This is a genomic window from Glutamicibacter sp. TV12E, assembly GCF_052441935.1.
Lineage (GTDB): Bacteria > Actinomycetota > Actinomycetes > Actinomycetales > Micrococcaceae > Glutamicibacter.
The window spans coordinates 3,255,262-3,276,290 of record NZ_JBQVVF010000001.1 but is presented as its reverse complement, the minus strand read 5'-3'; the positions used below and the strand labels follow the sequence as shown (position 1 = coordinate 3,276,290).

Here is a 21,029-nt window from a genome sequence, read left to right as displayed (position 1 = left end):
TCTAGAATGGACTCATGCCAAGCACCAGTTTTGACTTTAATTCCGCATCCGACCCCCGAACGCCGCAAGCGGTTCTGTGGGACATGGACGGCACCTTGATCGACACCGAGCCTTATTGGATCGTTGCCGAGTCAGAACTGGTCGCAGCACATGGCGGAACCTGGACTGAGGAGCAGGGCCTCTCTCTCGTCGGCAGTGCGCTTCCTAATTCAGCGCGGATCTTGCAGGATGCCGGCGTCAAGCTGTCGGCACGTGAGATCATCGACCTGCTGAGCGCCCAGGTTGTTGCCGGGATTCGAAAGGAAATCCCGTGGAGGCCGGGTGCCCGCGAGCTGCTCGCGGCCTGCCACGAGGCCAATATTCCGCAGGCCCTGGTGACGATGTCTGAGCGCAGCATCGTCAATGAGCTTCTGGATCAATTGCCAGAAGGAACTTTCCAGGCTTCGGTCACGGGCGAAGAAGTGGACCATGGCAAACCGCATCCAGAACCTTATCTGACCGGATTGAAATTGCTGCAAGACGAGGTGGGCCACGAACTGGTCGCTGAAAAGTGCATTGGATTTGAAGATTCGGTTCCGGGTATTGCCTCAGCGTCGGCTGCGGGATTGCACGCCGTGCTGGTACCCAATGCCATTGATCCCGGTGACGGAAAGTGGCGTCGAATAGAAAGCTTAGACGGGGTAGACGTGAAAGAAATGACTCGATGGTTGGTGCAGGTTAGCGCGTGAGCGATACTTCAGAAAAAGCCCCCGGAATAAAGCTAGGACGCATTGGCGGAGTTCCTGTCTACCTTTCGAGCTCGTGGTTCATCGTCGCGGCGGTCATCACTGTCTCAGTGGGGATGCAGCTTTCACGCAGCCAATGGATTCCGGCGCTCAACGCCTATCTCATGGGTTTTGCCTGCGCTGCGGTGATTGCGGTTGCGGTATTGGTCCACGAAGTAGCCCATGCCATGATGGCCCGGGCATTCAAATGGCCCGATGCGCATATTGTCCTGACGCTGATGGGCGGACACACGCAGTTCGGTTCCTTCAAGGCAAAACCGGGTGCTTCGCTGTGGGTTGCGCTCTCAGGGCCGGTGTCCAACTTTGTTCTCGCCGGCCTGGGCTGGCTGATTCTCCAAAATCTTGAACCAGGTATCTACTCGAAGTTGCTACTGGACTTCTTTATATACGCCAATCTGCTACTCGGAGCATTCAACGCTTTGCCGGGGCTTCCATTAGATGGCGGTCGGCTGATTGAGTCGATCGTTTGGAAAGCGACCGGATCACAGTTCAAGGGGACCATCGCATCGAGCTGGGTAGGCCGCGTCATTGCGATTGGCGTAGTCTTCTACTTCGTCGCCTACCCATATCTGCGCGGCGAAGAAATTCAAATTATCACCGCCGTCGTTGGCCTCATGGTGGCGATGTTCATGTGGCAGGCAACCACGGGGCTGATTGCGCACTCGAAGATGATGCTCAACCTTCCTAGCGTGATTGCCTCGGATTTGATGAAGCCCGCTTCCGCCATGCTGTCCCAGGTAACGGTTGCCGACGTTTATGTGCGGCAGAACCAACGCGGTGGGGAAATAATCCTTGTCGATGGCAAGGGCATGCCCGTCGGCGTGGTTGACGCCCAGGCCATTGCACGAGTTGACCGTGCCCGGGCGGCAGAAGTCCCAGCCCTGGCGGTCGCGCGAGCGCTGGGGCAAGGTGCCATTGTGGCCGAAGAATCTGATGGGCGTGCACTGATCGACTACCTCGCCAGCGTCAGCTCAGTCGAATACGCAGTGATCAACGGGCAAGGACAAGTTGTCGGCCTGCTGCACCAGCGGGATATCATCAGCGCCGTTACCGGACGACGCAAGTAGACTTTCAAAGAATTCATAGAGCATTAAGAAAAGGATCACACCAGTGAGCGAAGCCAACAGCACGGCACCCCACGGTGCGGCAGCCCGCCGCGGACCATTCCGCGTAGGCGACCGCGTGCAATTGACCGACGAAAAGCGCCGGATCAACACCATCACCCTGCAAAACGGCGGGGAGTTCCACACCCACAAGGGCGTCTTGCCGCATGAGGCGATCATTGGTCTTCCCGAGGGCTCTGTCATCGAGAACATCGATGGATTCCGCTACCAGGCACTCCGCCCGCTGGCCAAGGACTTTGTGCTCTCGATGCCACGTGGCGCCACCGTGGTGTACCCGAAGGACGCAGCCCAGATTGTCCAGTTCGGTGACATCTTCCCGGGTGCCCGCGTAGTGGAAGCCGGCGTGGGTTCTGGCGCGTTATCGATTTCCCTGCTTCGGGCCGTGGGCGATGAAGGATTCCTGCACTCGTTCGAACGCCGCGAAGAATTCGCCGATATTGCCCGTGGCAACGTGTCCACCGTATTCGGTGGCGACCATCCATCATGGCAGATCTCCATCGGCGACTTCCAGGACAAGGTTGTCGAACTCGAAGAACCAGGCAGCGTGGACCGAGTGGTGCTTGACATGCTCAGCCCGTGGGAATGCCTGGATGCTGTCGCGACTGTCCTTGCACCGGGCGGGGTCTGGACGAACTACGTCTCGTCGGTGACCCAAATGTCCCGCGTCGTCGAGGCAATTCGCGCTTCGGGTCAGTTCACCGAACCAGAGTGCTTCGAAACCCTGGTGCGTGGTTGGCATGTGGACGGCTTGGCCGTGCGGCCAGACCACCGCATGGTTGCCCACACCGCTTTCCTGATCACCTGCCGCCGGCTGGCTGATTCCGCTGATGGAATCCCGAAGGCCAAGCGAATCAAGGAGCACTCCTACTCAACTGAAGACCTGAGTGCTTGGACCCGTGACCACGATGAGCAGCAGTGGTCTGCAGAAGCTCTGGGAGAGCGGGGCATTTCGGATAAGAAGCTGCGCCGTGCCTCTCGCGATGCACATCAGGCTGTGCGCGTGCGCGATGCGCAGAATTCCGATGCGGACTCAGAGAGCTAAACAATCCGAATGACCGAATACTGAGATAGATTGTCTCAGTATGTGACTTCAGGCCCCGTGTGTTCTGCACTCGGGGCCTGAAGTTCTTAGGATGGGACTAAAGCGGTGCGCTGAGCACCGGCAAAACCTCGTTGGATCCACACTGACCAGCGACGTTGAATGTGGGGGAGTTGGAACGTGAACGAAAATCACGAGGCAGAGAAATTGGCCGAACGGCTTCAGATGACTGAACGCCAAGTCAATGTGCTGCGCGATAAAAATCGCAACCTCGATAAGCAACTTGCCGGGCTCAGCGGAAACAACCAGCGGCTGGTCGCGCTGCTTGAAACCACGCGCGAACAAATCATCAATTTGAAAGCAGCCCTGGAAAAGGACGGCGACACGCCATTCAGCTACGGCACCGTCGTGGCCAAGCACCCACGCCAACACCCGGCAGCCGGGCAAGGCATCGAGTCCACCGGCATACAGGCTGTCGACGTGATCTATTCCGGCCGCAAAATGCGCGTAACAGTGAGCCCGCTTTTGGACTTCGACTCCGTCCTCATCGGACAGCAAGTACTGCTGAATGAAGCCCTGGTTGTGGTGGCTGCCCTGGGGTTTGAGGAAACCGGCGAGCTGGTCACCGTCAAGGAACTGCTGGAGAATAACTTGGCCGTGGTCATGGCACACGCCGATGACCAGCGTGTTATCGAGCTGGCGGAACCCCTGCGCAAGACCCACCTGCGAGTCGGCGATCAGCTGACCGTTGATTCTCGAAGCGGCATGGCCGTAAGCCGCGTGCAGCTCACCGACATGCAATCGCTGGTCCTTGAGGAAGTCCCTGAAATCTCCTACTCCGATATCGGCGGACTGAACTCGCAAATCGAGGCCATCAAGGATTCGGTTGAGCTTCCCTTCACCCATCCGGACCTGTACCGAGAGCATGGATTGAGCGCTCCCAAGGGCATTTTGCTCTATGGCCCTCCGGGCTGCGGCAAGACCCTGATTGCCAAGGCCGTCGCCCATTCGTTGGCCCAGCGTGTTGTTGAGCGCAAGGAAGGCACCAGCACGCGTAGCTACTTCCTGAATATCAAGGGACCTGAACTGCTGGACAAATACGTCGGCGAAACCGAACGCCATATTCGCCTGATCTTCGCCCGGGCCCGTGAGAAAGCCTTGCACGGCGATCCGGTTGTGGTGTTCTTCGACGAAATGGAAGCCCTGTTCCGCACCCGTGGAACCGGTGTGTCCTCCGACGTGGAAACCACCATCGTTCCCCAGCTGCTGGCCGAAATTGATGGCGTGGAACGACTGGATAACGTCATCGTCATTGGCGCGTCGAACCGCGAGGACATGATTGATCCCGCCATCCTGCGTCCAGGCAGGCTTGATGTGAAGATCAAGATTCGCCGGCCAGATGCACTGGGAGCCACCGAAATCTTCAGCAAATACCTGACAACCGACCTCCCGCTGCACGAATCCGAATTGGCGTCCGACGCAGGCAATGGCGAAGCGACGATTCGCCGGATGATCGACTCCACCGTCTCCGAGATGTACTCCACCGAGCGCATCAACGAATTCTTGGAAGTCACCTACGTGACCGGTCAAACAGAAATCCTCTACTTCAAGGACTTCGCCTCTGGCGCCGTCATCCACAACATCGTGGACCGTGCCAAAAAGCACGCCATCAAGGCACTGATCACCACCGGTGAGCGCGGCCTGAAGATGGAGTATCTGCTTCGCGCAGTACGCGAGGAATTCGCGGAACACGAAGATATGCCCAATACGACCAATCCAGATGACTGGGCCAGAATCTCAGGACGCAAGGGCGAACGCATCAGCAATATCCGCTCCTTGGTCAACCGCCAGGCCGCCTCATGAGCGCGCATCGCCTCGTCGGACTGGAAACCGAGTACGGCATCATTCGTCCACAAATGCCCAATGCCAACGCCACGGTCCTCTCGGCTCAAATCGTTGATGCCTACGCACAACTTGTGGCCGAGCAAAGTTCCACTGCCACCGCAGCTCGCTGGGACTACGCCGACGAGTCTCCCTTGCAAGATGCCCGCGGTTTTGAAATGGACCGGGACCAAGCACACCCAAGCCAGCTAACGGACGTGGAGCCAGGGCTAGAGGAGCCTGGCATCTGGACTGCCGAGTCCATTGCGCTGGATGGCAATGATGCCCGGCTGGGATCCACCTTGTACCAGGAGAAGGATTCTACCGATGTTGTGATGAACATGGTGCTGGGAAATGGTGCACGCCTGTACGTTGACCATGCCCACCCCGAATACTCCAGCCCTGAATCGCTGACGCCCCGCGCCGCCGTTTTATGGGACCAGGCCGGAGACGAAATCATGCGCCGCGCCGCTCAAACAGCGCAGCGGCTGGGCAGTGGCGAGTTACTGCTCTACAAAAACAATACCGACAACAAGTCGGTATCGTACGGTGCCCACGAGAACTATCTGGTTCCGCGCTCCGTTGAGTTCTCCTCCATCGTGAGCGGATTGACCCCGTTCTTTGTCAGCCGCCAAATCTACTGTGGTTCTGGGCGTGTAGGCCAAGGCATGCTCAACGAGAAAGCGGAATTCCAGATTTCGCAGCGTGCTGATTTTTTTGAAGCTGAAGTTGGATTGGAAACGACGATCAATCGCCCAATCATCAACACGCGCGATGAGCCGCACGCCAACTGGGACAAGTACCGTCGCTTGCATGTAATCATTGGCGACGCCAACCTGGGGCAGATTTCCACCCTGCTCAGGGTTGGGGCCACCAGTTTGGTGCTTTCGCTCATCGAGGCAAATATGGCACCAGATCTCGAATTAGCTGACCCGGTCCGGGCTTTGCAGCAAATCAGCCACGACCCTAGTCTCAAGACACGAGTAAAATTGCGCGGCGGGATAGAACTGTCGGCCATAGAAATCCAGAGGCTGTATCTGGAAGCCAGCGAAAAATATTGTGCCGCACGAGGCATTGACGATCCGGACACCACCGAGATTTTGACCCGGTGGGCACAGATGCTCGAAGTCCTCGAAAGAGACCCGATGGACGCAGCGGATCAAGTTGATTGGATCGCCAAGTACAAGCTCATCAGCGGGTTTGCCCAAAGGCATCAGCTCTCGCTGGCTGACCCGCGCGTAGCCATGATGGATCTGCAATGGGCGGACCTACGCACTGACAAGGGGCTGTACTATCGGCTCGCTGCGCGCGGTGCGATCCAAACACTGTTCAGCCAGGAAGAAATCAATCAAGCGGTTGCCACTCCTCCCCAGGACACCCGCGCATACCTGCGCGGAATGGCGCTGCAACGCTACGCACCCTACGTGGTTGCCGCCAACTGGGACGCACTGTCTTTCGCTGTTCCCGGCGCACGAAAGATCAGCCGATTCCACATGTCCGAACCCTTGCATGGAACCCGCCAAAGCGTTGGCGACTTATTCGATGCTGAACTGGAGATTTCGGAATTCATCGACGAATTGGCGAGGCGCAGGTAAACAGCGCAGAATAGGAATGAGTCTCGGGACCTAATTCCGGGATTCAGAAATTTAAGGAGAATATGATGACCCAGGAAAGCTTCTCAGCCCGCCGCAGCTCCGAGCACCAGGCAGCTGAAACCGAGCAGGTGCAGGCCAACACCACCGGGCAGTCCGCTGACGTAGATGACCTGCTCGACGAGATCGACTCGGTCCTTGAGTCCAACGCCGAGGAATTCGTCCGCGGATTCGTCCAAAAGGGCGGTCAGTAAAACCACTGCGGGCACAACGCAACCACCAACTGGCATGACACTAGGCAACGCCGCGGGCGAGGGGAAGTAACTACGCGTGGATCGCAGAATTTACGGGCTAGAAACCGAATTCGGACTAACTTACGTCCCGTCTGACGGACGCCGGCTGACTCCAGAGGATGCTGCACGGCATCTGTTCAAACCAGTAGTCAATTGGGGCAGGAGCTCCAATGTCTTCCTGGAGAATGGATCGCGGCTGTATTTGGATGTCGGCTCCCATCCCGAATATGCCACGGCCGAATGCGACCAGCTCAAACAGCTGATCGCCCACGACCGTGCCGGCGAGGCCTTCATGCTCGACCTTGTGGACCAGGCTGAGGACCAGCTGCTCGAAGAAGGGCACGAGGGCCGGATCTACATGTTCAAAAACAATGTGGACTCGGCGGGCAATTCCTATGGCTGCCATGAAAACTATCTGATTCCTCGCAAGATCGAATTCAAGCGGCTTGCCGACATGCTCATTCCCTTCCTGGTCACCAGGCAGCTATTGTGCGGAGCCGGGCACTTGATCGCCGAGGAAGACCAGACGAAATTCGTCTTTTCCCAGCGCGCGGACCACATGTGGGAAGGCGTATCCTCGGCAACGACGCGCTCGCGTCCGATCATCAATACGCGCGATGAGCCACACGCCGATGCAGAGTACCACCGTCGCTTGCACGTCATCGTGGGCGACTCGTCCATGAGCGAGACCACGCAGCTGCTGAAAATCGGCGCCACCGATCTCGTCCTGCGACTGATCGAATCCGGCGAGATCTACCATGACCTGCGGCTGGAAAACCCGATCCGTTCAATTCGCCAGATTTCCCATGACTTCAACGGCCAAACAACTGTGCGCCTGATGGGCGGCGACGAACCGACCGCGCTGCAGATCCAATGGATTCTCCTTGAATCGGTGAAAGAGTTCGTCACCCGTCACGGAGCGCATCACGATCAGGTCGAGCGGGTGCTTGAACTTTGGGAACGGACACTGACTGCGATTGAAAGCGGCAACTATTCGCTGATCGACCAGGACATCGACTGGGCCATCAAGCACAAGCTGATTCACGGGTATGCCCAGAAGAACTCCTTGCCGTTGTCATCGCCACGCCTGGCGCAGCTGAACTTGACCTATCACGATATCGATCCTGCCCGCGGGCTATTCCACGTGCTCAAGCGACGCGGCTTGGCTTCCAGCGTGGTCAGCGATGCCGATATTCGCGAGGCCGTCAACAATCCGCCAGCGACGACACGCGCCGCGATCAGGAGCAAATTCATTCGTGCCGCGCGTGCCCATGGCCGGCGCTACAGTGCAGACTGGGTTCATATGAAATATGAGGACGAGCCCGGTGGCATCGTTCTATGCAAGGATCCGTTTGCGACCAGCGACCCTGAGGTTGACAAGCTCATTGACCTGATGAGTCAGCGATCTTGACCAGCGGGCGGAAAGACTTTTCACAGCTATCTTCCCTAGGGTGGTAGCAGTGAGTTTGATACCCAGATGATGGGTATCTGTGTAAATTTTCAATTTTGACTTCAACGAAAGTAGATACGTGCGAAAAGTATTGGCATTGTGCGCTACCGCCTCGGTTCTAGCCCTGGCAGCTTGTGGATCAGGTTCATCCTCGGATCTGTCTTCGATCTCGGTCAAGCCAGCGTCAGATGACAAGACCGCTCCAGAAGTTTCCTTCGACACTCCTTTTGTCACCGACAAGGACGAGGCAGTCACCTTGGAACAGGGCGACGGCGCTGAGATCAACCCAGGCGATACCATTTCGATTAAGTCGGGTCTCTACAAAGCCATCGATGGGCTGAACGCCGGAGAGAACTTCACCGGACAAGCCACCCCGATGACTGTCGACGACAGCATGAAGCAGCAGATGCCTGAACTCTACGACCGCTTGGTCGAGTCAAAGGTCGGAGACTGGATCGCCTACTCCAGCGTCGAAGGCACCCAGCAGGCTGATGGCAGCATTGCAGAACCTGAAGAGGGAGCAAAAGCCGAGCGCATCATCGTGCTGCACGTTGAAGACAGCACCGCTGCCAGCGGAACCATGAGCAAGGATGAAGTAGCCAAGCAGAAGAAGGAAGGCAAGCTTCCAACTGTCAAGGTCACCGATGGCAAGCCAACCATCACCATCCCGAAGGACACTGAAGCTCCCAAGGATCTTGCAGTAGACGTTCTGGAAGAGGGCAAGGGCGAAGCCGCCACCGCGACCTCCAAGGTCAAGGCCAAGTACTCCGGTGTTACCTGGGCAGATGGCAAAGAATTCGATGGCAACTTCGACAAGGACGAGGCCACAGAATTCAGTCTCAACCAGGTCATCAAGGGCTGGACCGAAGGCATGACCGGCTTGAAGGCCGGTTCCAAGGTGCTGTTGACCATTCCGGCCGATAAGGCCTATGGAAATTCTTCCCAGAGCGGATCGCCAACCGGCACCCTGGTCTTCTACGTAGAATTGGAATCTGTTACTGCTGGCGACAGCAAGTAGACACCTAAACCACGACTGAGAAAGGCCGTGACCATGTCGTTCGGAGAACGCAACTACGACCGCACCAAGCCTGAGATTGACTTCCCGGGCACCGACGCACCAGAAGAGCTGGTCATCACCGACCTGGTTGAGGGCACCGGCGACGAAGTAACCCCAGGCACCACCGTTCAGGCGCACTATGTTGGTGTTGCCTGGTCGACCGGTGAAGAATTCGACTCGTCCTGGAACCGTGGACAGACCCTGGACTTCCCAGTAGGGGTTGGCATGGTCATCCAGGGCTGGGACCAGGGACTGCTGGGCATGAAGGTCGGTGGCCGCCGCCGCTTGGAGATCCCCTCCCACCTTGCCTATGGCGAGCGTGGCGCTCCCGGCGCCATCGCCCCAAATGAGGCATTGATCTTCGTAGTAGATCTCATCGGCACCAAGTAAATAGCTGATGGCGCCAAGGCCCCGATATAACAATCGGGGCCTTGGCTGTCTTAAAAGTCATGCTTAAAGGTAAAAGTTGGTTAGTCTAAACAAGTGAGCATAAAGCAATCCAGTGGTCCGAGCAAAGCAGAGCGCCTAACCAGCCTGATCTATGCATTGGCGACCAAATCCCGGAAGTTCAATGCAGAACGCATTGGGGAATATCTCGTTCCTGACGGTTCTGCCGATACCCGGGAAAAGGCCCTTGACCGGCTCAAAGACGACATCCGCAATGACTTCGGACTGCAGTTGGACAAGGAAACGATCGACGGCGTTCCCTATTACAGCATTGACACGACCGACTGGTTCTTGCCGCCGGTGATGTTCAGTCCATCTGAAGCCGGAATCGTCGCCCTGGCAGCGAGCCTATGGAAAGACACCAAGCTCCAGTCGCTGGGCTTGAACGCGGCCGCCCGGGTTACCGGCCACGCCGATGCCGTGTCGCCGGTTGCACCGCTGGCAGGATCGCTGGTGCCCCGCTTGTCCATGGATGAGCCGAACTTCCGCGACTGCGCGCTGGCAGTTTTCAACCGCAAGACGTTGAAATTCACCTATGTTTCTTCCCAAGGCTCAAAAACGGAACGCATCGTCGACATGTGGGGGATTGGGCAGCGCTACGGCAACTGGTATTTCACGGGCTACGACCACTCCCGCAGCGACTCGCGGGTCTTCCGACTCTCGCGCGTGCAGGGCAAGCTCAGCAACCACCGGCACAACGGGCAGGGGAGCGCCTATCATCCGCGCCCCGAGGGCTTCCAGATGAACCAGGTGCTCCTGGACTTCGATCTGAGACACCCGGGATATATCGCAACCATCAAGCTGCGCGGTGATGAGGCAATTCCGCTGCGTGCGCAGTCCCTGAACGGACGCGGCACAAGCGCAGAGCTTCAAATTGGTTACTCGGATCCGCACTCTTTTGCAACCGAACTTGCCGCGTACGGGCCGGCAGTCCAAGTACTCGAGCCAGCAGAATTGGCCGAGCAAGTTCGCGGGTTGCTCTCCGCGGCCAAAGCCTCGCAACTGGCACAGCAGGGCTTGGATGCCTATTCCCAGGTGAAGTTCCGGCCCAGCCGGGCTGCCGGACGCGGAACGACGACCACCCAGGTGATGCGCAATATCGACATGATCCAATATGTCGTTGCCCATGGCGCCGTGGCAATCCAGGAACTCGCCGAACGCTATTCAATGAGCGTGGCCAAGGTCCGCGAAGAATTATCCATGATCATGATGTGCGGTGTCCCCAATGGTCAACACGACGAATTGATCAATGTTAATGACGGAGACCTTGAATCGGATACCGTCACGATCTCCAACGCGGCACTATTGGCTGAACCGCAGAAGCTTGCACCGCTGGAAGCCGTCGCGGTTCTTGGCGGCCTTAATGCCTTGGCGAGCATCCCGGAGTTTGAGCATCAAGATATCCTGAACTCTGCCCTGGCCAAGGTCAACTCCGCCGTAGCCCGCTTTGAAGGCTGGAACGGCGCACTGGGTTTTGCGCTGTCCAAGGCACGCGAAAGCGACATCCCGCGCCAGCTAGTCCAGGCCGTTCGGCAGCATGAAGTGGTACGCATCGATTACTACTCTGCCAGCTCGCGCACCCATCAGCTGCGCGACGTTGAACCGGTGAGGATGATTGAAGACGGGTCCATCCAGTACCTGCGCGCATGGTGCCGAAAACGGGAAAATATGCTGACGTTCCGTGTCGATCGGATTTTAAGTGCCCAAACGCTAGATGAACATTACGTTCCGTCAACAAGGCACGAGGACCAGCAGGACGTCCTGATTCGATATGAGGCGAGTTCGGATGACCTTGAGGTCGTGCTCTTTGTTGATGCGGAAATCTTGCCCGTTGTAGAAGCTTTCCACCCTATTACTTGGTCCACGGGCAAAGTCGATAATGGATACCTGGCCACGGTACGCTTCTCCGATCATCAAGTGGCCGCTCCACTGGTGGCTCGGCACAGCGGTAAACTGGCCGTGGTCAGTCCTGACGCTACGCGCGAACAAGTCGTGCTGTGGTTGGACGAGGCTATCGGAATGTATGAGGATTAGTAGATGCTTCCTTGGTGGTTTTGGGTCCTGTTGTGGACGGTGCTTGTATTGGCGACTCTTCTGGTAGCGGTTCTTGCTGGATTCCGCTTATTCAAGCGGGGAATGGCTGTCGTTGAAGGTCTAGGCGCTGCTGCCGACCAGATTGGCGAGGGGCTGAGCCGTCCCGGCACCGTCGTGGAATACACTCCGAATCCACGCCGCTATCCGCACGGAACAGATGCAACGCACAGCGATCCCGAGAAGATCCGCAAGCTGCGTGACAAAGGTCAAGCAGAACGCATTGAGGCGCGCAGATTGCGCAGAGTCGCCCGTCGAACCGAACGAGGACAAGCCCAGAACATGCGCGATCTTCGCCTGTTCTGACGTAGACTTTAACTTGAGAGAAGGGAAATCACATGGGTGGTTTACAGGGATGGCATCTGGTCATCATTATCGTATTGGCACTGCTGCTTTTCGGTGCGCCAAAGCTTCCGGGCCTTGCTCGCTCGATGGGCCAGTCGCTGCGCATCTTCAAATCTGAAGTTCGCCAGATGAAGGATGACGATCCAAAATCGGAGACTGTCGACGGGACAGTCAACGAACAGAATCCTAACGAAAAGAACAACTCGTAACCTTATCTGTGGCAACAAATAACGATAAGACACCGCGCAATAAGAAGAAGCGGGTCAAAGACGACGAAGGCCGGATGTCTCTTAAAGAGCATCTGATTGAAGCTCGAAACCGGCTCTTCAAATCGCTCATAGCGCTGACCTTGGGCACCGTGGCTGGATTCTTCATCTATGACTGGCTGCTGGAGCTCATCATCGCTCCAGTGCAGGCAGCTGGGGGATCAGTCAATTTCACGGCCGTGATGTCGCCTTTCGACATCATGATCAAGGTCGCGCTCTTTGTCGGAATTCTCATTTCGTCCCCGGTATGGCTCTATCAGTTGTGGGCATTTATCGTCCCAGGACTGAAAAAGAATGAACGCCGGCTCAGCTATAGCTTCGTTGCCATCTCGGTGCCGCTGTTTATCGGCGGTGTCGCCATGGCCTACTTTGTGTTGCCCTTCGCCCTTCATTTTTTCATCAGCTTGGCTCCGGAGAATTCCGAGAACCTGATCAACATCAACGAGTACCTGCCATTCATCATCCGCTTGCTGCTTGCCTTCGGCCTGGCCATGCTGGTTCCGGTGCTGATGGTGGGCTTGAATATGGTGGGCGTACTTTCTGCCAAGGTGATTTTGAAGAATTGGCGAATCACCGTTTTCCTTATTGCGGTGGTGGCTGCGATGGCTGCTCCGGGTGGCGATGCCATCACGATGTTCGCGCTTGCAGGACCACTGTTCCTGACCTTCGCTGCGGCAACAGTATTCTGCTACTTCAACGACAAGAAGCGTGCGAAGAAGCAAGCCGCCCAGGATGCTGAAAACGAGCGCTTGGCCAAGGGGGATTCGTCGACAATCGATGCTCCGAGCCACATCGACGAACCTAATTCACAGTTGTAAATAACCGTCAAGAAAGCGAACGGCCACAAGTGACTTCACCCGCGGAACAATACGCGAATTCCAAGGCACGGCAGGTCGAACTCGGCACCGCGCTACCCGACTTCCGCGCAAGCATCTCCTTCGACCTGGATCCGTTCCAAGCCGAGGCCTGCAAGAAAGTTACCGAGGGCCACAGCGTGCTCGTTGCAGCGCCAACTGGCGCCGGAAAGACCGTGGTCGGTGAATTCGCGATCTTCCAGGCACTGCGTGAAAACCGCAAGGCCTTCTACACCACTCCGATCAAGGCCCTGAGCAACCAGAAGTATTCCGAACTGGTCAATCGCTATGGCGCCCAGAGCGTCGGCCTGCTCACGGGTGACACATCGATCAATTCCAAAGCGCAGATCGTTGTGATGACCACCGAAGTCCTTCGCAATATGCTTTATGCGGAATCGCAGACCCTTGATGGACTCGGCTACGTCATCATGGACGAGGTCCACTACTTGGCCGACAAGTTCCGTGGTGCAGTGTGGGAAGAAGTCATCATTCACCTGCCCTCGAACGTTCAGATCATCTCCCTGTCAGCTACGGTATCCAACGCCGAGGAATTCGGCGGCTGGCTGGACACCGTGCGCGGGCAAACGGACATCATCGTCTCCGAGCACCGTCCTGTGCCGCTCTTCCAGCACGTCATGGTGGGACCAAATGTTGTCGACCTCTTCGCTGAGGACGTCGCATTCGACCAGGTGGCAGGGGGCGAATCCAAGGCGAGCGTCAACCCTGAACTTCGAAAGCTGGTTCGCACCCTCAATGCAGGCGGCCGTGTCCAGCGCGGACGAGGCAAGGGAAGCCGCGGCCCGCAACGGGCCTCGGGCTTGGGCCAGCGGGTCAACCGTCCATCGGTGATCGGCAAACTGGACGGGGCCGGGCTGCTGCCGGCCATATTCTTCATTTTCTCCCGCAAGGGCTGCGACATGGCAGTGCAGCAATGCGCCATGGCGGACCTGCGGCTGACCACCAATGAGGAAGCCGCAGAAATCGCACAGGCACTGGACGAGGTCGCCTATCGGATTCCCGGCGAAGACCTCGATGTCCTGGAATTCTGGGCTTGGCGCGATGGGCTGATCCGCGGTTTCGCCTCGCATCATGCGGGCTTGCTGCCGATCTTCAAAGAAATTGTCGAAGACCTGTTTGCCCGGAACCTCATCAAGGTGGTTTTTGCCACCGAGACCCTGGCCCTGGGCGTCAACATGCCGGCACGTTCCGTGGTTCTGGAAAAGCTGGTCAAATTCAACGGCGAGTCCCACGTGCAGATTTCCTCTGGCGAATACACCCAGCTGACCGGCCGCGCGGGGCGTCGAGGCATTGATGTCGAGGGCCACTCCATCGTTATTTGGAATCCGGACCTCGAACCCGAAGCTCTGGCCGGACTAGCCTCAAAGCGAACCTATCCGCTGAATTCTTCTTTCCGGCCGACCTACAACATGTCGACCAACTTGCTGGCCCAGTTCGGCCGTGAGCAAACCCGCCAGATACTGGAATCATCCTTCGCCCAGTACCAGGCAGACCGCTCGGTTGTCGGTATGGCCCGCCAGGTCCGGTCCAAGGAAGAATCACTGGCCGGCTACGCGGAATCAATGCAGTGCCATCTCGGCGATTTCCCCGAGTATCTGAAGCTCCAGCGAAATTTGTCGACACTGGAAAAGAACGCGGCCAAGAACCGCCGCGCCGAACGCCGTTCCGCCGCAGAACGCTCCCTCCACTCGGTGATCCGCGGAGATGTCGTCGATCTTCCGGGAGGACGCCGCTTTGGGCGTGCTGTGGTGGTGGAGCTCGATACCGCAATGTACAACCCGCGGCATACGGTGCTGACAGAAGACGGGCACCTGCGACGGCTGTCGTCCGAGGACCTCAGCGGACCGGTCGAAATCATTTCGCGGATCAGGATTCCCAAGGGGTTCACTGGCCGGGCACCGAAGGAACGCCGCGACTTGGCCTCCTCGCTGCGCAACGCCGTTCATGACCAGCGCCCGCCCCGCGTGGATGCGCAAAGCTTCAATTACGATGGCGCGGATTCCTTCGAACGGGAAATCGACGCCTTGCGCCTGGAACTCAAGGATCATCCATGCCATGCCTGTTCCGAGAAGGACCAGCATATGCGCTGGGCCGATCGGTATTGGAAGCTGAAGAAGGACACGGACAAGGCACGCCGCGCCATTCGCGGGCGGACCAATACGATTGCCACGCAGTTCGACAAGGTCTGCAAGGTGCTTGAACAGTTCGAATACCTCACGCCCTCCGGTGAAGGCGATGATTTCACGCTCACCGACTCGGGCCGGCGATTGCGCAGGATCTACGGAGAACGCGATCTGCTAACGAGCCAGATCCTCGAGACAGGAAAGCTCAGCAAGCTCAATTCCGAGGAGCTGTGCGCGGTCGTCGCCAGCCTGGTGTACCAGGCGCGCCGGGATGGCGATCGCCCGGATCCGAAGATGCCCACGGACAAGGTTGCCGACATCTGGAATACCACGATTAAAATCTGGGGCGACTTGTCGGATGCCGAAGAGGCGCTGGCCTTGGACCCGACCGCACCACCTGAATCCGGACTGATCTGGCCTATGTACAAGTGGGCTCGGGGCTCGAGCCTGAATAGCGCACTGCGCGGAACCGACATGGCACCGGGAGATTTTGTTCGTTGGGCCAAGCAGGTCATTGATACCTTGGACCAATTCGCCAAGAATTCCGACCTGCCTCCAATGCTCGTGCGCAATGCCTATAAGGCAGCCGACCAGGTCAAGCGCGGGGTAGTGGCCTACTCGAACGTGCTGGCCTAGCATGCCGTGCGCAGCACATTAAATACTTACTAATCGGTGCACGAGAAAAGGGAGCACGCTGATGGCAAAAACACTGTACCGAAACGGGGCAGTCTATTCCGCCGCGGACCCATTTGCGACCGCAATGGTTGTGGATGGCGATACGATTTCCTGGCTAGGCGGTGAGGACGCCGCGGATCGCCACGCCGAATCGGTTGACCAGATTGTTGATCTGCGAGGAGGGCTGGTGACTCCGGCCTTTGTCGAGTCGCACACTCACCTTGCGGCCCTGGGCCGTACATTGGCTGGGGGAGACCTGAGCTCCGCCACATCAGCCAGCTCGCTGTTGGCTCTGGTTGCAGGGCAAGGCCAGAAATCCAGCAAGGTTGTCCTGGCTCAGGGGTGGGACAACTCCGGTTGGGCGCAGCAGGAACTCCCTGCCGAAAACGACCTCACCAGCGCCGCTGACGGCCGCGCGTACTACCTCTCCCGCCGCGATGTTCACAGCGCCCTAGTCAACCAAGAGCTCCTGGACTTCTTGGGGCTGGGAGATTTGAAGCCCGGACTCGTCGCCGGCAACGATCATGACGAGGTGCGCTTGGCTCTGGCTAAGGCGCAAAAGGCCGATCACGAATTCCAGCGCCTGGCTTTGGCGCACTACGCGTCACGGGGCTTTGCCACCGTAGTGGAAATGGCCGCGCCGCAACTTGAGGGTCGTGCTGCCTTGGACCAGCTGTTGGCTGACGATCAGCCGAACCTACCGAAGGTCTATGCCTACTGGGGCGAACTGGTCAGCGATGCTGATGCAGCCGATGAGCTCTTTGCATCATTTCCATCAGGCAGGCTCTTGGGCCTGGGCGGAGATCTCAAAGTAGACGGTTCCCTGGGCAGCCACACGGCTTACCTGCGCGAAGACTACAGCGACCGCTCCGGCGAGCGTGGCACGCTGTACTTGGACAAGGAAAAAATTGCAGCACATTTGGTAGCGTGCAGCACTCGCGGCATCCAGGCTTCCTTCCATGTCATCGGAGATGGCGCACTGGATGTGGTTCTTGACGGTTTTGATCTGGCCGCCGAACAAATCGGCGTTTCCAAGGTGCAGATGGGCCGACACCGCCTGGAGCATGTGGAGATGGTCGATGAGCCAACTCGGTCACGGCTATTGCAGTATGCCATCACCGTTTCCATGCAGCCGGTATTCGATAAGGCATGGGGCGGTTCGAACGGAATGTACGTTCAGCGCTTGGGCGAGCGCGCCGAAACGATGAACAACCTTTCGGCCATGCTTTCAGCTGGTGTTCCAATGGTTCTTGGATCCGATGCTCCGGTGACCGAGGTCGATGGGTGGGAAGTAGTACGCGCGGCGATGAACATGTCCAATGCCCGAGCACGCATTTCGGCACGCGCCGCTTTCTTGGCCCAAACCAGGTCAACGTACCGTGCCATGGGCGAGATGAATCCGCTAGCCGGTCAGCTGGCTATCGGGGCACAGGCAACTTTCGCCGTGTGGACAGCCTCGGAACTTGCTGTGCAGACCCCGGACGTTCGCATTAGCTCGTGGAGCACGGACGCTCGCGCAGGTACGCCAATGCTGCCGGTGGTTGACGAGGAAATTCCGCAGTGCTTGCGCACCGTCCGTGCCGGAATTACGATCTTCGACAATCTGGAGCAGGTCATCTAGCTTAAAGCGAAACCATTGACCTTAGCCTAAAAATTTTCATCAAGAACGACCTGACTAGTGGTGTCTAGATAAAGGCTGAAGTCATTAGATGGTTGACAGCCTAGGTGGGTTACCCACTAGGCTGAGGTAAGCGCCTCTTCGCGATGCACAAGCGTTGCGTTCGAAACGACGCAGTTTAAACAACGATCCTCAGTGACCTTAGATAACATTTTGCGAGCTGCTTGCGGGCAAAATAGGGCCGAAGTCACTGAGGATCGTTGTTTTAGGCAGTGTCTTCAATGATCTGGCGAACAATTGATGACTATACTTTGAATTTGGATTATCTCTTCCCGTTGCCGAATTTGCTGGTTTTCCAACTTTCGGGTTTCGGGGGAGAGCTTTTATGTTGCATACCCAGAAAGGTGTCGCCGAGTGCGCGTCATTACAATCATTCCGACCTATAACGAGCTGGAGTCGCTCCCGCTAACCGTAGGGCGGTTGCGGTCCGCGGTTCCGGATTCGGATGTATTGATCGTTGACGATAACTCACCGGATGGCACAGGCGAACTTGCTGACAAGATGTCGGCTGATGATTTAAACATCCATGTGCTTCACCGCACCGGCAAGGATGGTCTCGGCGCCGCCTACATCGCGGGCTTCGAGTGGGCACTGGCTCGCGACTACGATGTCCTGGTTGAAATGGATGCCGACGGTTCGCACATGCCGGAACAGCTTCCACGTTTGCTCGAGGCAAGCGCCGCTGGCGCCGACCTGGTCATCGGGTCGCGTTGGGTCAAGGGCGGTGAGGTAGTTAACTGGCCGCTGCTGCGCAAGATCATCTCTCGTGGCGGCAGCTTCTACTCCCGTACGATGCTTGGACTTCCGCTTCGCGACATCACTGCCGGGTACCGTGCCTTCAAGCGCGAGACCCTGGAGGCCATCGACTTCGATGCTGTTGAATCGCGCGGCTATGGCTTCCAGGTAGATATGACTTTCCGCGTGGCCATGCTGCGCAAGACGATTGTCGAGGTTCCAGTGACCTTTGTGGAGCGAGAACTTGGGGCATCCAAGATGAGCGGCAACATCGTCTTCGAAGCGATGTGGAATGTAACCCGTTGGGGTTTGGGCGCTCGTTGGAAGAAGCTGACTTCAAAGAAGTAGATTTGATGATTTGGCGCGTGCCGGGAGATAACCCGGTGCGCGCCATTTCTGCTTTCAGCTCGGCACCGCTGCCCGCTGAAAACATTCGAGGGCTGGTTCCGCAACCAATGGTTGTGGAACCAGCCCTCGAATATTCCCTCAAGCCGGCACTGGGCTTGCCAGCGGCTTATCGGGGGAGTGCTAGACAGTTTCCCCGCGAGCGGCACGCAGCTGCTTCAGGCGGTCTGCCAGAGTCTTTTCCAGCTCCTCTTCGCTGCGACGCTCCAGGAGCATATCCCAGTGGGTGCGGACTGGCTTCTCATTGTTAGCTTCTTCCATCTGGGCTTCGCCATGGACAAGCTTGGCTTCCTTGCCGGTCTTGGTGTGCCAGACGGCTGGAATTTCTGCTTCCGCTGCAAAGACAACAAAGACGGTCTCGCCGTCTTCGGTACGGTATTCCACGCGCTGACGGGCAGCCGGCTCCACACCTGCCTCAGATTCCATGCTCTGTGCACCCAGGCGCATGCCTCGTAGGCTGCGATCGCTCATGATTTCCCTCCGCGATGTTAAAAGAATTCGCTACACGTACCAACGTTTGGCACCGAAGAATAATTCCAGCCAACAATCAGCCGTGGAATCTTCAGGCACCAAAACATCCATTATACGCGTTAGCGGCGAGGTGCATGGCCTGCACCTCGCCGCTAACTGCTATCTAGTTATGAAACCAGCTGCTGCTACACGTCGCTGCCAGTGGCAGGGGGAGTAGGAGGGGTTGCTGGGGACGTGTTGCCACCAAGTGCTCCGCCGATACCCTTCAAGGCCTCGGTCAGCTCACTTGGGATGACCCACAGCGTGTTGGAAGTGCCTTCAGCAAGCTTCGGCAAGGTCTGCAGGTACTGGTAAGCCAGCAGTTCCTGATCTGGCCGGCCAGCGTGAATTGCGTCGAAGACCTTCTGGATAGCCTGGGCTTCACCATCGGCACGCAGGATCGATGCCTGCGCATCACCTTCTGCCTTCAGGATCTCTGCCTGGCGCTGGCCTTCAGCGGTGAGGATGGAGGACTGCTTGGTACCTTCAGCGGTCAGGATGGCGGCGCGGCGGTCACGCTCTGCACGCATCTGCTTTTCCATCGAGTCCTGGATGGACAGTGGTGGATCAATGGCCTTCAGCTCGACACGCGAGACTCGAATGCCCCACTTGCCGGTGGCCTCGTCCAAAACTCCGCGCAGCTGGCCGTTGATCTGGTCGCGGCTGGTCAGGGCCTCTTCCAAGTTCAATCCACCAACGACGTTACGCAAGGTGGTGGTGGTCAGCTGTTCCACAGCCTGGATGTAGTTGGCAATCTCGTAGGTTGCCGCACGTGGCTCGGTGATCTGGAAGTAAACCACGGTGTCAATTGAGACCACGAGGTTATCTTCGGTGATCACTGGCTGTGGCGGGAAGGAGACCACCTGTTCGCGCAGGTCAAGTAGAGGCAAGAGGCGATCCACGAACGGGATCAACAATGTCAGGCCGGGATTCAAGGTGCGGTTGTACTTGCCGAGGCGTTCAACAATGCCGGCACGTGCCTGGGGCACGATTCGCACGCTGCGCAATAGAACGACGATCACGAAGATCGCCAGAACGACAAGCACAACGGTTACGCCAAAACCATTAGAATTCATGGTTCGTACTCACTTTCATTGTGCGGGGTGATGAAAAAGTCGAGAAGGAATCAGCTGTCAGCTGGGTCTTCAGGCTTCGGGGAAAGATATGCGGTTGCGCCATCAATGCGGGAAACCACGGCGTAGGTTCCAGGGGTCATCGTCGGAACATTCGACTCTGCGCGAACGGACCAAATTTCGCCCTGGATCTTGGCTGAGCCAGAGATCCGAGAGGTGGGCTCGAGGATCAGCGCATCCGCACCGATCAATCGCTCGATATTGGACCGGAATCCGGCCGGTGATTTTTTCAAATGCCTAACGGCGATGGGCCGAACTAGCAGGATCATCAAAAGCGAAACTACGCAGAAGACAACTACCTGCAACCACAGCGGTCCATTGAGCAGGGCTACCGTGACCCCTCCAAGAGCACCTATGCCCAGCATGATGAAGTAAAGGTCGAGTGACAGCATCTCGATAATGGCCAAGAGCAAGAACAGCGCAAGCCAGATTACCCACGCATTACTTATGATCCATTCCGCAGTAGTCATGGAATCCACCTAATTTCTCATAGGACAAGGGCCACAAGCTTTGGCCTTTCCTACATTC

General features: G+C 57.4%; 19 protein-coding genes. 16 read left to right on the top strand and 3 right to left on the bottom strand.

What is annotated here, in order from left to right:
* Positions 1 to 14: 14 nt before the first annotated feature.
* The 16 genes from ACT7DV_RS15610 (at position 15) to ACT7DV_RS15535 (ending at position 18,801) form a co-directional block, all read left to right on the top strand.
* Complete coding sequence (locus ACT7DV_RS15610) at positions 15 to 728, top strand: HAD family hydrolase (RefSeq protein ID WP_444663927.1); 714 nt, start codon at positions 15 to 17, stop codon at positions 726 to 728.
* The gene (locus ACT7DV_RS15605) at positions 725 to 1,852 is read left to right on the top strand and encodes a site-2 protease family protein (protein WP_444663926.1); all 1,128 of its coding nucleotides are present in this window, start codon (positions 725 to 727) and stop codon (positions 1,850 to 1,852) included. Before ACT7DV_RS15610 ends, ACT7DV_RS15605 begins: the two co-directional genes overlap by 4 nt.
* A 43-nt stretch (positions 1,853 to 1,895) precedes the next feature.
* Positions 1,896 to 2,951 (top strand): tRNA (adenine-N1)-methyltransferase, encoded by a 1,056-nt coding sequence (locus ACT7DV_RS15600; RefSeq protein WP_444663924.1) that lies wholly within the window; start codon positions 1,896 to 1,898, stop codon positions 2,949 to 2,951.
* A gap of 159 nt (positions 2,952 to 3,110) precedes the next feature.
* Positions 3,111 to 4,811 carry a proteasome ATPase gene (gene arc, locus ACT7DV_RS15595; protein ID WP_444663922.1) on the top strand — a complete coding sequence of 567 codons (1,701 nt, stop codon included), beginning with the start codon at positions 3,111 to 3,113 and terminating at the stop codon, positions 4,809 to 4,811.
* Positions 4,808 to 6,424 carry a depupylase/deamidase Dop gene (gene dop, locus ACT7DV_RS15590; protein WP_444663920.1) on the top strand — a complete coding sequence of 539 codons (1,617 nt, stop codon included), beginning with the start codon at positions 4,808 to 4,810 and terminating at the stop codon, positions 6,422 to 6,424. The genes arc and dop overlap by 4 nt, the downstream gene beginning before the upstream one ends.
* Before the next feature lie 65 nt (positions 6,425 to 6,489).
* Positions 6,490 to 6,675 carry a ubiquitin-like protein Pup gene (locus ACT7DV_RS15585; RefSeq protein ID WP_444663918.1) on the top strand — a complete coding sequence of 62 codons (186 nt, stop codon included), beginning with the start codon at positions 6,490 to 6,492 and terminating at the stop codon, positions 6,673 to 6,675.
* 76 nt (positions 6,676 to 6,751) lie between these two features.
* Positions 6,752 to 8,125, top strand: coding sequence for a Pup--protein ligase (gene pafA, locus ACT7DV_RS15580; RefSeq protein ID WP_444663916.1), 1,374 nt, complete (start codon positions 6,752 to 6,754; stop codon positions 8,123 to 8,125).
* A gap of 118 nt (positions 8,126 to 8,243) precedes the next feature.
* Positions 8,244 to 9,182, top strand: coding sequence for an FKBP-type peptidyl-prolyl cis-trans isomerase (locus tag ACT7DV_RS15575; RefSeq protein ID WP_444663914.1), 939 nt, complete (start codon positions 8,244 to 8,246; stop codon positions 9,180 to 9,182).
* A gap of 33 nt (positions 9,183 to 9,215) precedes the next feature.
* Positions 9,216 to 9,611, top strand: a complete 396-nt coding sequence (locus ACT7DV_RS15570) for an FKBP-type peptidyl-prolyl cis-trans isomerase (RefSeq protein ID WP_444663913.1) — start codon at positions 9,216 to 9,218, stop codon at positions 9,609 to 9,611.
* 93 nt (positions 9,612 to 9,704) lie between these two features.
* Entirely contained in the window at positions 9,705 to 11,702 is a 1,998-nt protein-coding gene (locus ACT7DV_RS15565) for a helix-turn-helix transcriptional regulator (protein ID WP_444663911.1), read from the top strand.
* A 3-nt stretch (positions 11,703 to 11,705) separates the two neighbouring features.
* A complete protein-coding gene (locus tag ACT7DV_RS15560) occupies positions 11,706 to 12,065 on the top strand; it encodes a hypothetical protein (RefSeq protein ID WP_444663909.1) in 360 nt (119 codons plus the stop codon).
* Positions 12,066 to 12,097: 32 nt separating this feature from the next.
* Complete coding sequence (gene tatA / locus ACT7DV_RS15555; RefSeq protein WP_060701596.1) at positions 12,098 to 12,313, top strand: Sec-independent protein translocase subunit TatA; 216 nt, start codon at positions 12,098 to 12,100, stop codon at positions 12,311 to 12,313.
* Positions 12,314 to 12,321: 8 nt separating this feature from the next.
* The gene (tatC, locus tag ACT7DV_RS15550) at positions 12,322 to 13,188 is read left to right on the top strand and encodes a twin-arginine translocase subunit TatC (protein WP_444663907.1); all 867 of its coding nucleotides are present in this window, start codon (positions 12,322 to 12,324) and stop codon (positions 13,186 to 13,188) included.
* Between the two features lie 29 nt (positions 13,189 to 13,217).
* Positions 13,218 to 16,001 carry a DEAD/DEAH box helicase gene (locus tag ACT7DV_RS15545; RefSeq protein WP_444663905.1) on the top strand — a complete coding sequence of 928 codons (2,784 nt, stop codon included), beginning with the start codon at positions 13,218 to 13,220 and terminating at the stop codon, positions 15,999 to 16,001.
* A gap of 61 nt (positions 16,002 to 16,062) precedes the next feature.
* Positions 16,063 to 17,661 carry an amidohydrolase gene (locus ACT7DV_RS15540; RefSeq protein ID WP_444663904.1) on the top strand — a complete coding sequence of 533 codons (1,599 nt, stop codon included), beginning with the start codon at positions 16,063 to 16,065 and terminating at the stop codon, positions 17,659 to 17,661.
* 411 nt (positions 17,662 to 18,072) lie between these two features.
* Positions 18,073 to 18,801, top strand: coding sequence for a polyprenol monophosphomannose synthase (locus ACT7DV_RS15535; protein WP_444663902.1), 729 nt, complete (start codon positions 18,073 to 18,075; stop codon positions 18,799 to 18,801).
* 180 nt (positions 18,802 to 18,981) lie between these two features.
* Here ACT7DV_RS15535 and ACT7DV_RS15530 read toward each other — a convergent pair whose 3' ends face one another.
* The 3 genes from ACT7DV_RS15530 to ACT7DV_RS15520 all read right to left on the bottom strand — a co-directional run bounded on the left by ACT7DV_RS15530 (position 18,982) and on the right by ACT7DV_RS15520 (position 20,971).
* Positions 18,982 to 19,329: an RNA polymerase-binding protein RbpA gene (locus tag ACT7DV_RS15530; protein WP_060701601.1), complete on the bottom strand. Its 348-nt coding sequence runs from the start codon at positions 19,327 to 19,329 to the stop codon at positions 18,982 to 18,984.
* 185 nt (positions 19,330 to 19,514) lie between these two features.
* Positions 19,515 to 20,444 (bottom strand): SPFH domain-containing protein, encoded by a 930-nt coding sequence (locus ACT7DV_RS15525; protein WP_444663899.1) that lies wholly within the window; start codon positions 20,442 to 20,444, stop codon positions 19,515 to 19,517.
* Positions 20,445 to 20,494: 50 nt separating this feature from the next.
* Positions 20,495 to 20,971, bottom strand: coding sequence for an NfeD family protein (locus ACT7DV_RS15520; RefSeq protein ID WP_444663897.1), 477 nt, complete (start codon positions 20,969 to 20,971; stop codon positions 20,495 to 20,497).
* Positions 20,972 to 21,029 lie beyond the last annotated feature (58 nt).

What these genes read in the sequence shown, in the direction of transcription:
- ACT7DV_RS15610 (WP_444663927.1), top strand. Translation starts at nt 15, where the DNA reads ATGCCAAGCACCAGTTTTGACTTTAATTCCGCATCCGACCCCCGAACG.
- arc (WP_444663922.1), top strand. Translation starts at nt 3,111, where the DNA reads ATGTGGGGGAGTTGGAACGTGAACGAAAATCACGAGGCAGAGAAATTG.
- dop (WP_444663920.1), top strand. Translation starts at nt 4,808, where the DNA reads ATGAGCGCGCATCGCCTCGTCGGACTGGAAACCGAGTACGGCATCATT.
- ACT7DV_RS15585 (WP_444663918.1), top strand. Translation starts at nt 6,490, where the DNA reads ATGACCCAGGAAAGCTTCTCAGCCCGCCGCAGCTCCGAGCACCAGGCA.
- ACT7DV_RS15570 (WP_444663913.1), top strand. Translation starts at nt 9,216, where the DNA reads ATGTCGTTCGGAGAACGCAACTACGACCGCACCAAGCCTGAGATTGAC.
- ACT7DV_RS15560 (WP_444663909.1), top strand. Translation starts at nt 11,706, where the DNA reads ATGCTTCCTTGGTGGTTTTGGGTCCTGTTGTGGACGGTGCTTGTATTG.
- tatA (WP_060701596.1), top strand. Translation starts at nt 12,098, where the DNA reads ATGGGTGGTTTACAGGGATGGCATCTGGTCATCATTATCGTATTGGCA.
- ACT7DV_RS15540 (WP_444663904.1), top strand. Translation starts at nt 16,063, where the DNA reads ATGGCAAAAACACTGTACCGAAACGGGGCAGTCTATTCCGCCGCGGAC.
- ACT7DV_RS15530 (WP_060701601.1), bottom strand. Translation starts at nt 19,329, where the DNA reads ATGAGCGATCGCAGCCTACGAGGCATGCGCCTGGGTGCACAGAGCATG.
- ACT7DV_RS15525 (WP_444663899.1), bottom strand. Translation starts at nt 20,444, where the DNA reads ATGAATTCTAATGGTTTTGGCGTAACCGTTGTGCTTGTCGTTCTGGCG.
- ACT7DV_RS15520 (WP_444663897.1), bottom strand. Translation starts at nt 20,971, where the DNA reads ATGACTACTGCGGAATGGATCATAAGTAATGCGTGGGTAATCTGGCTT.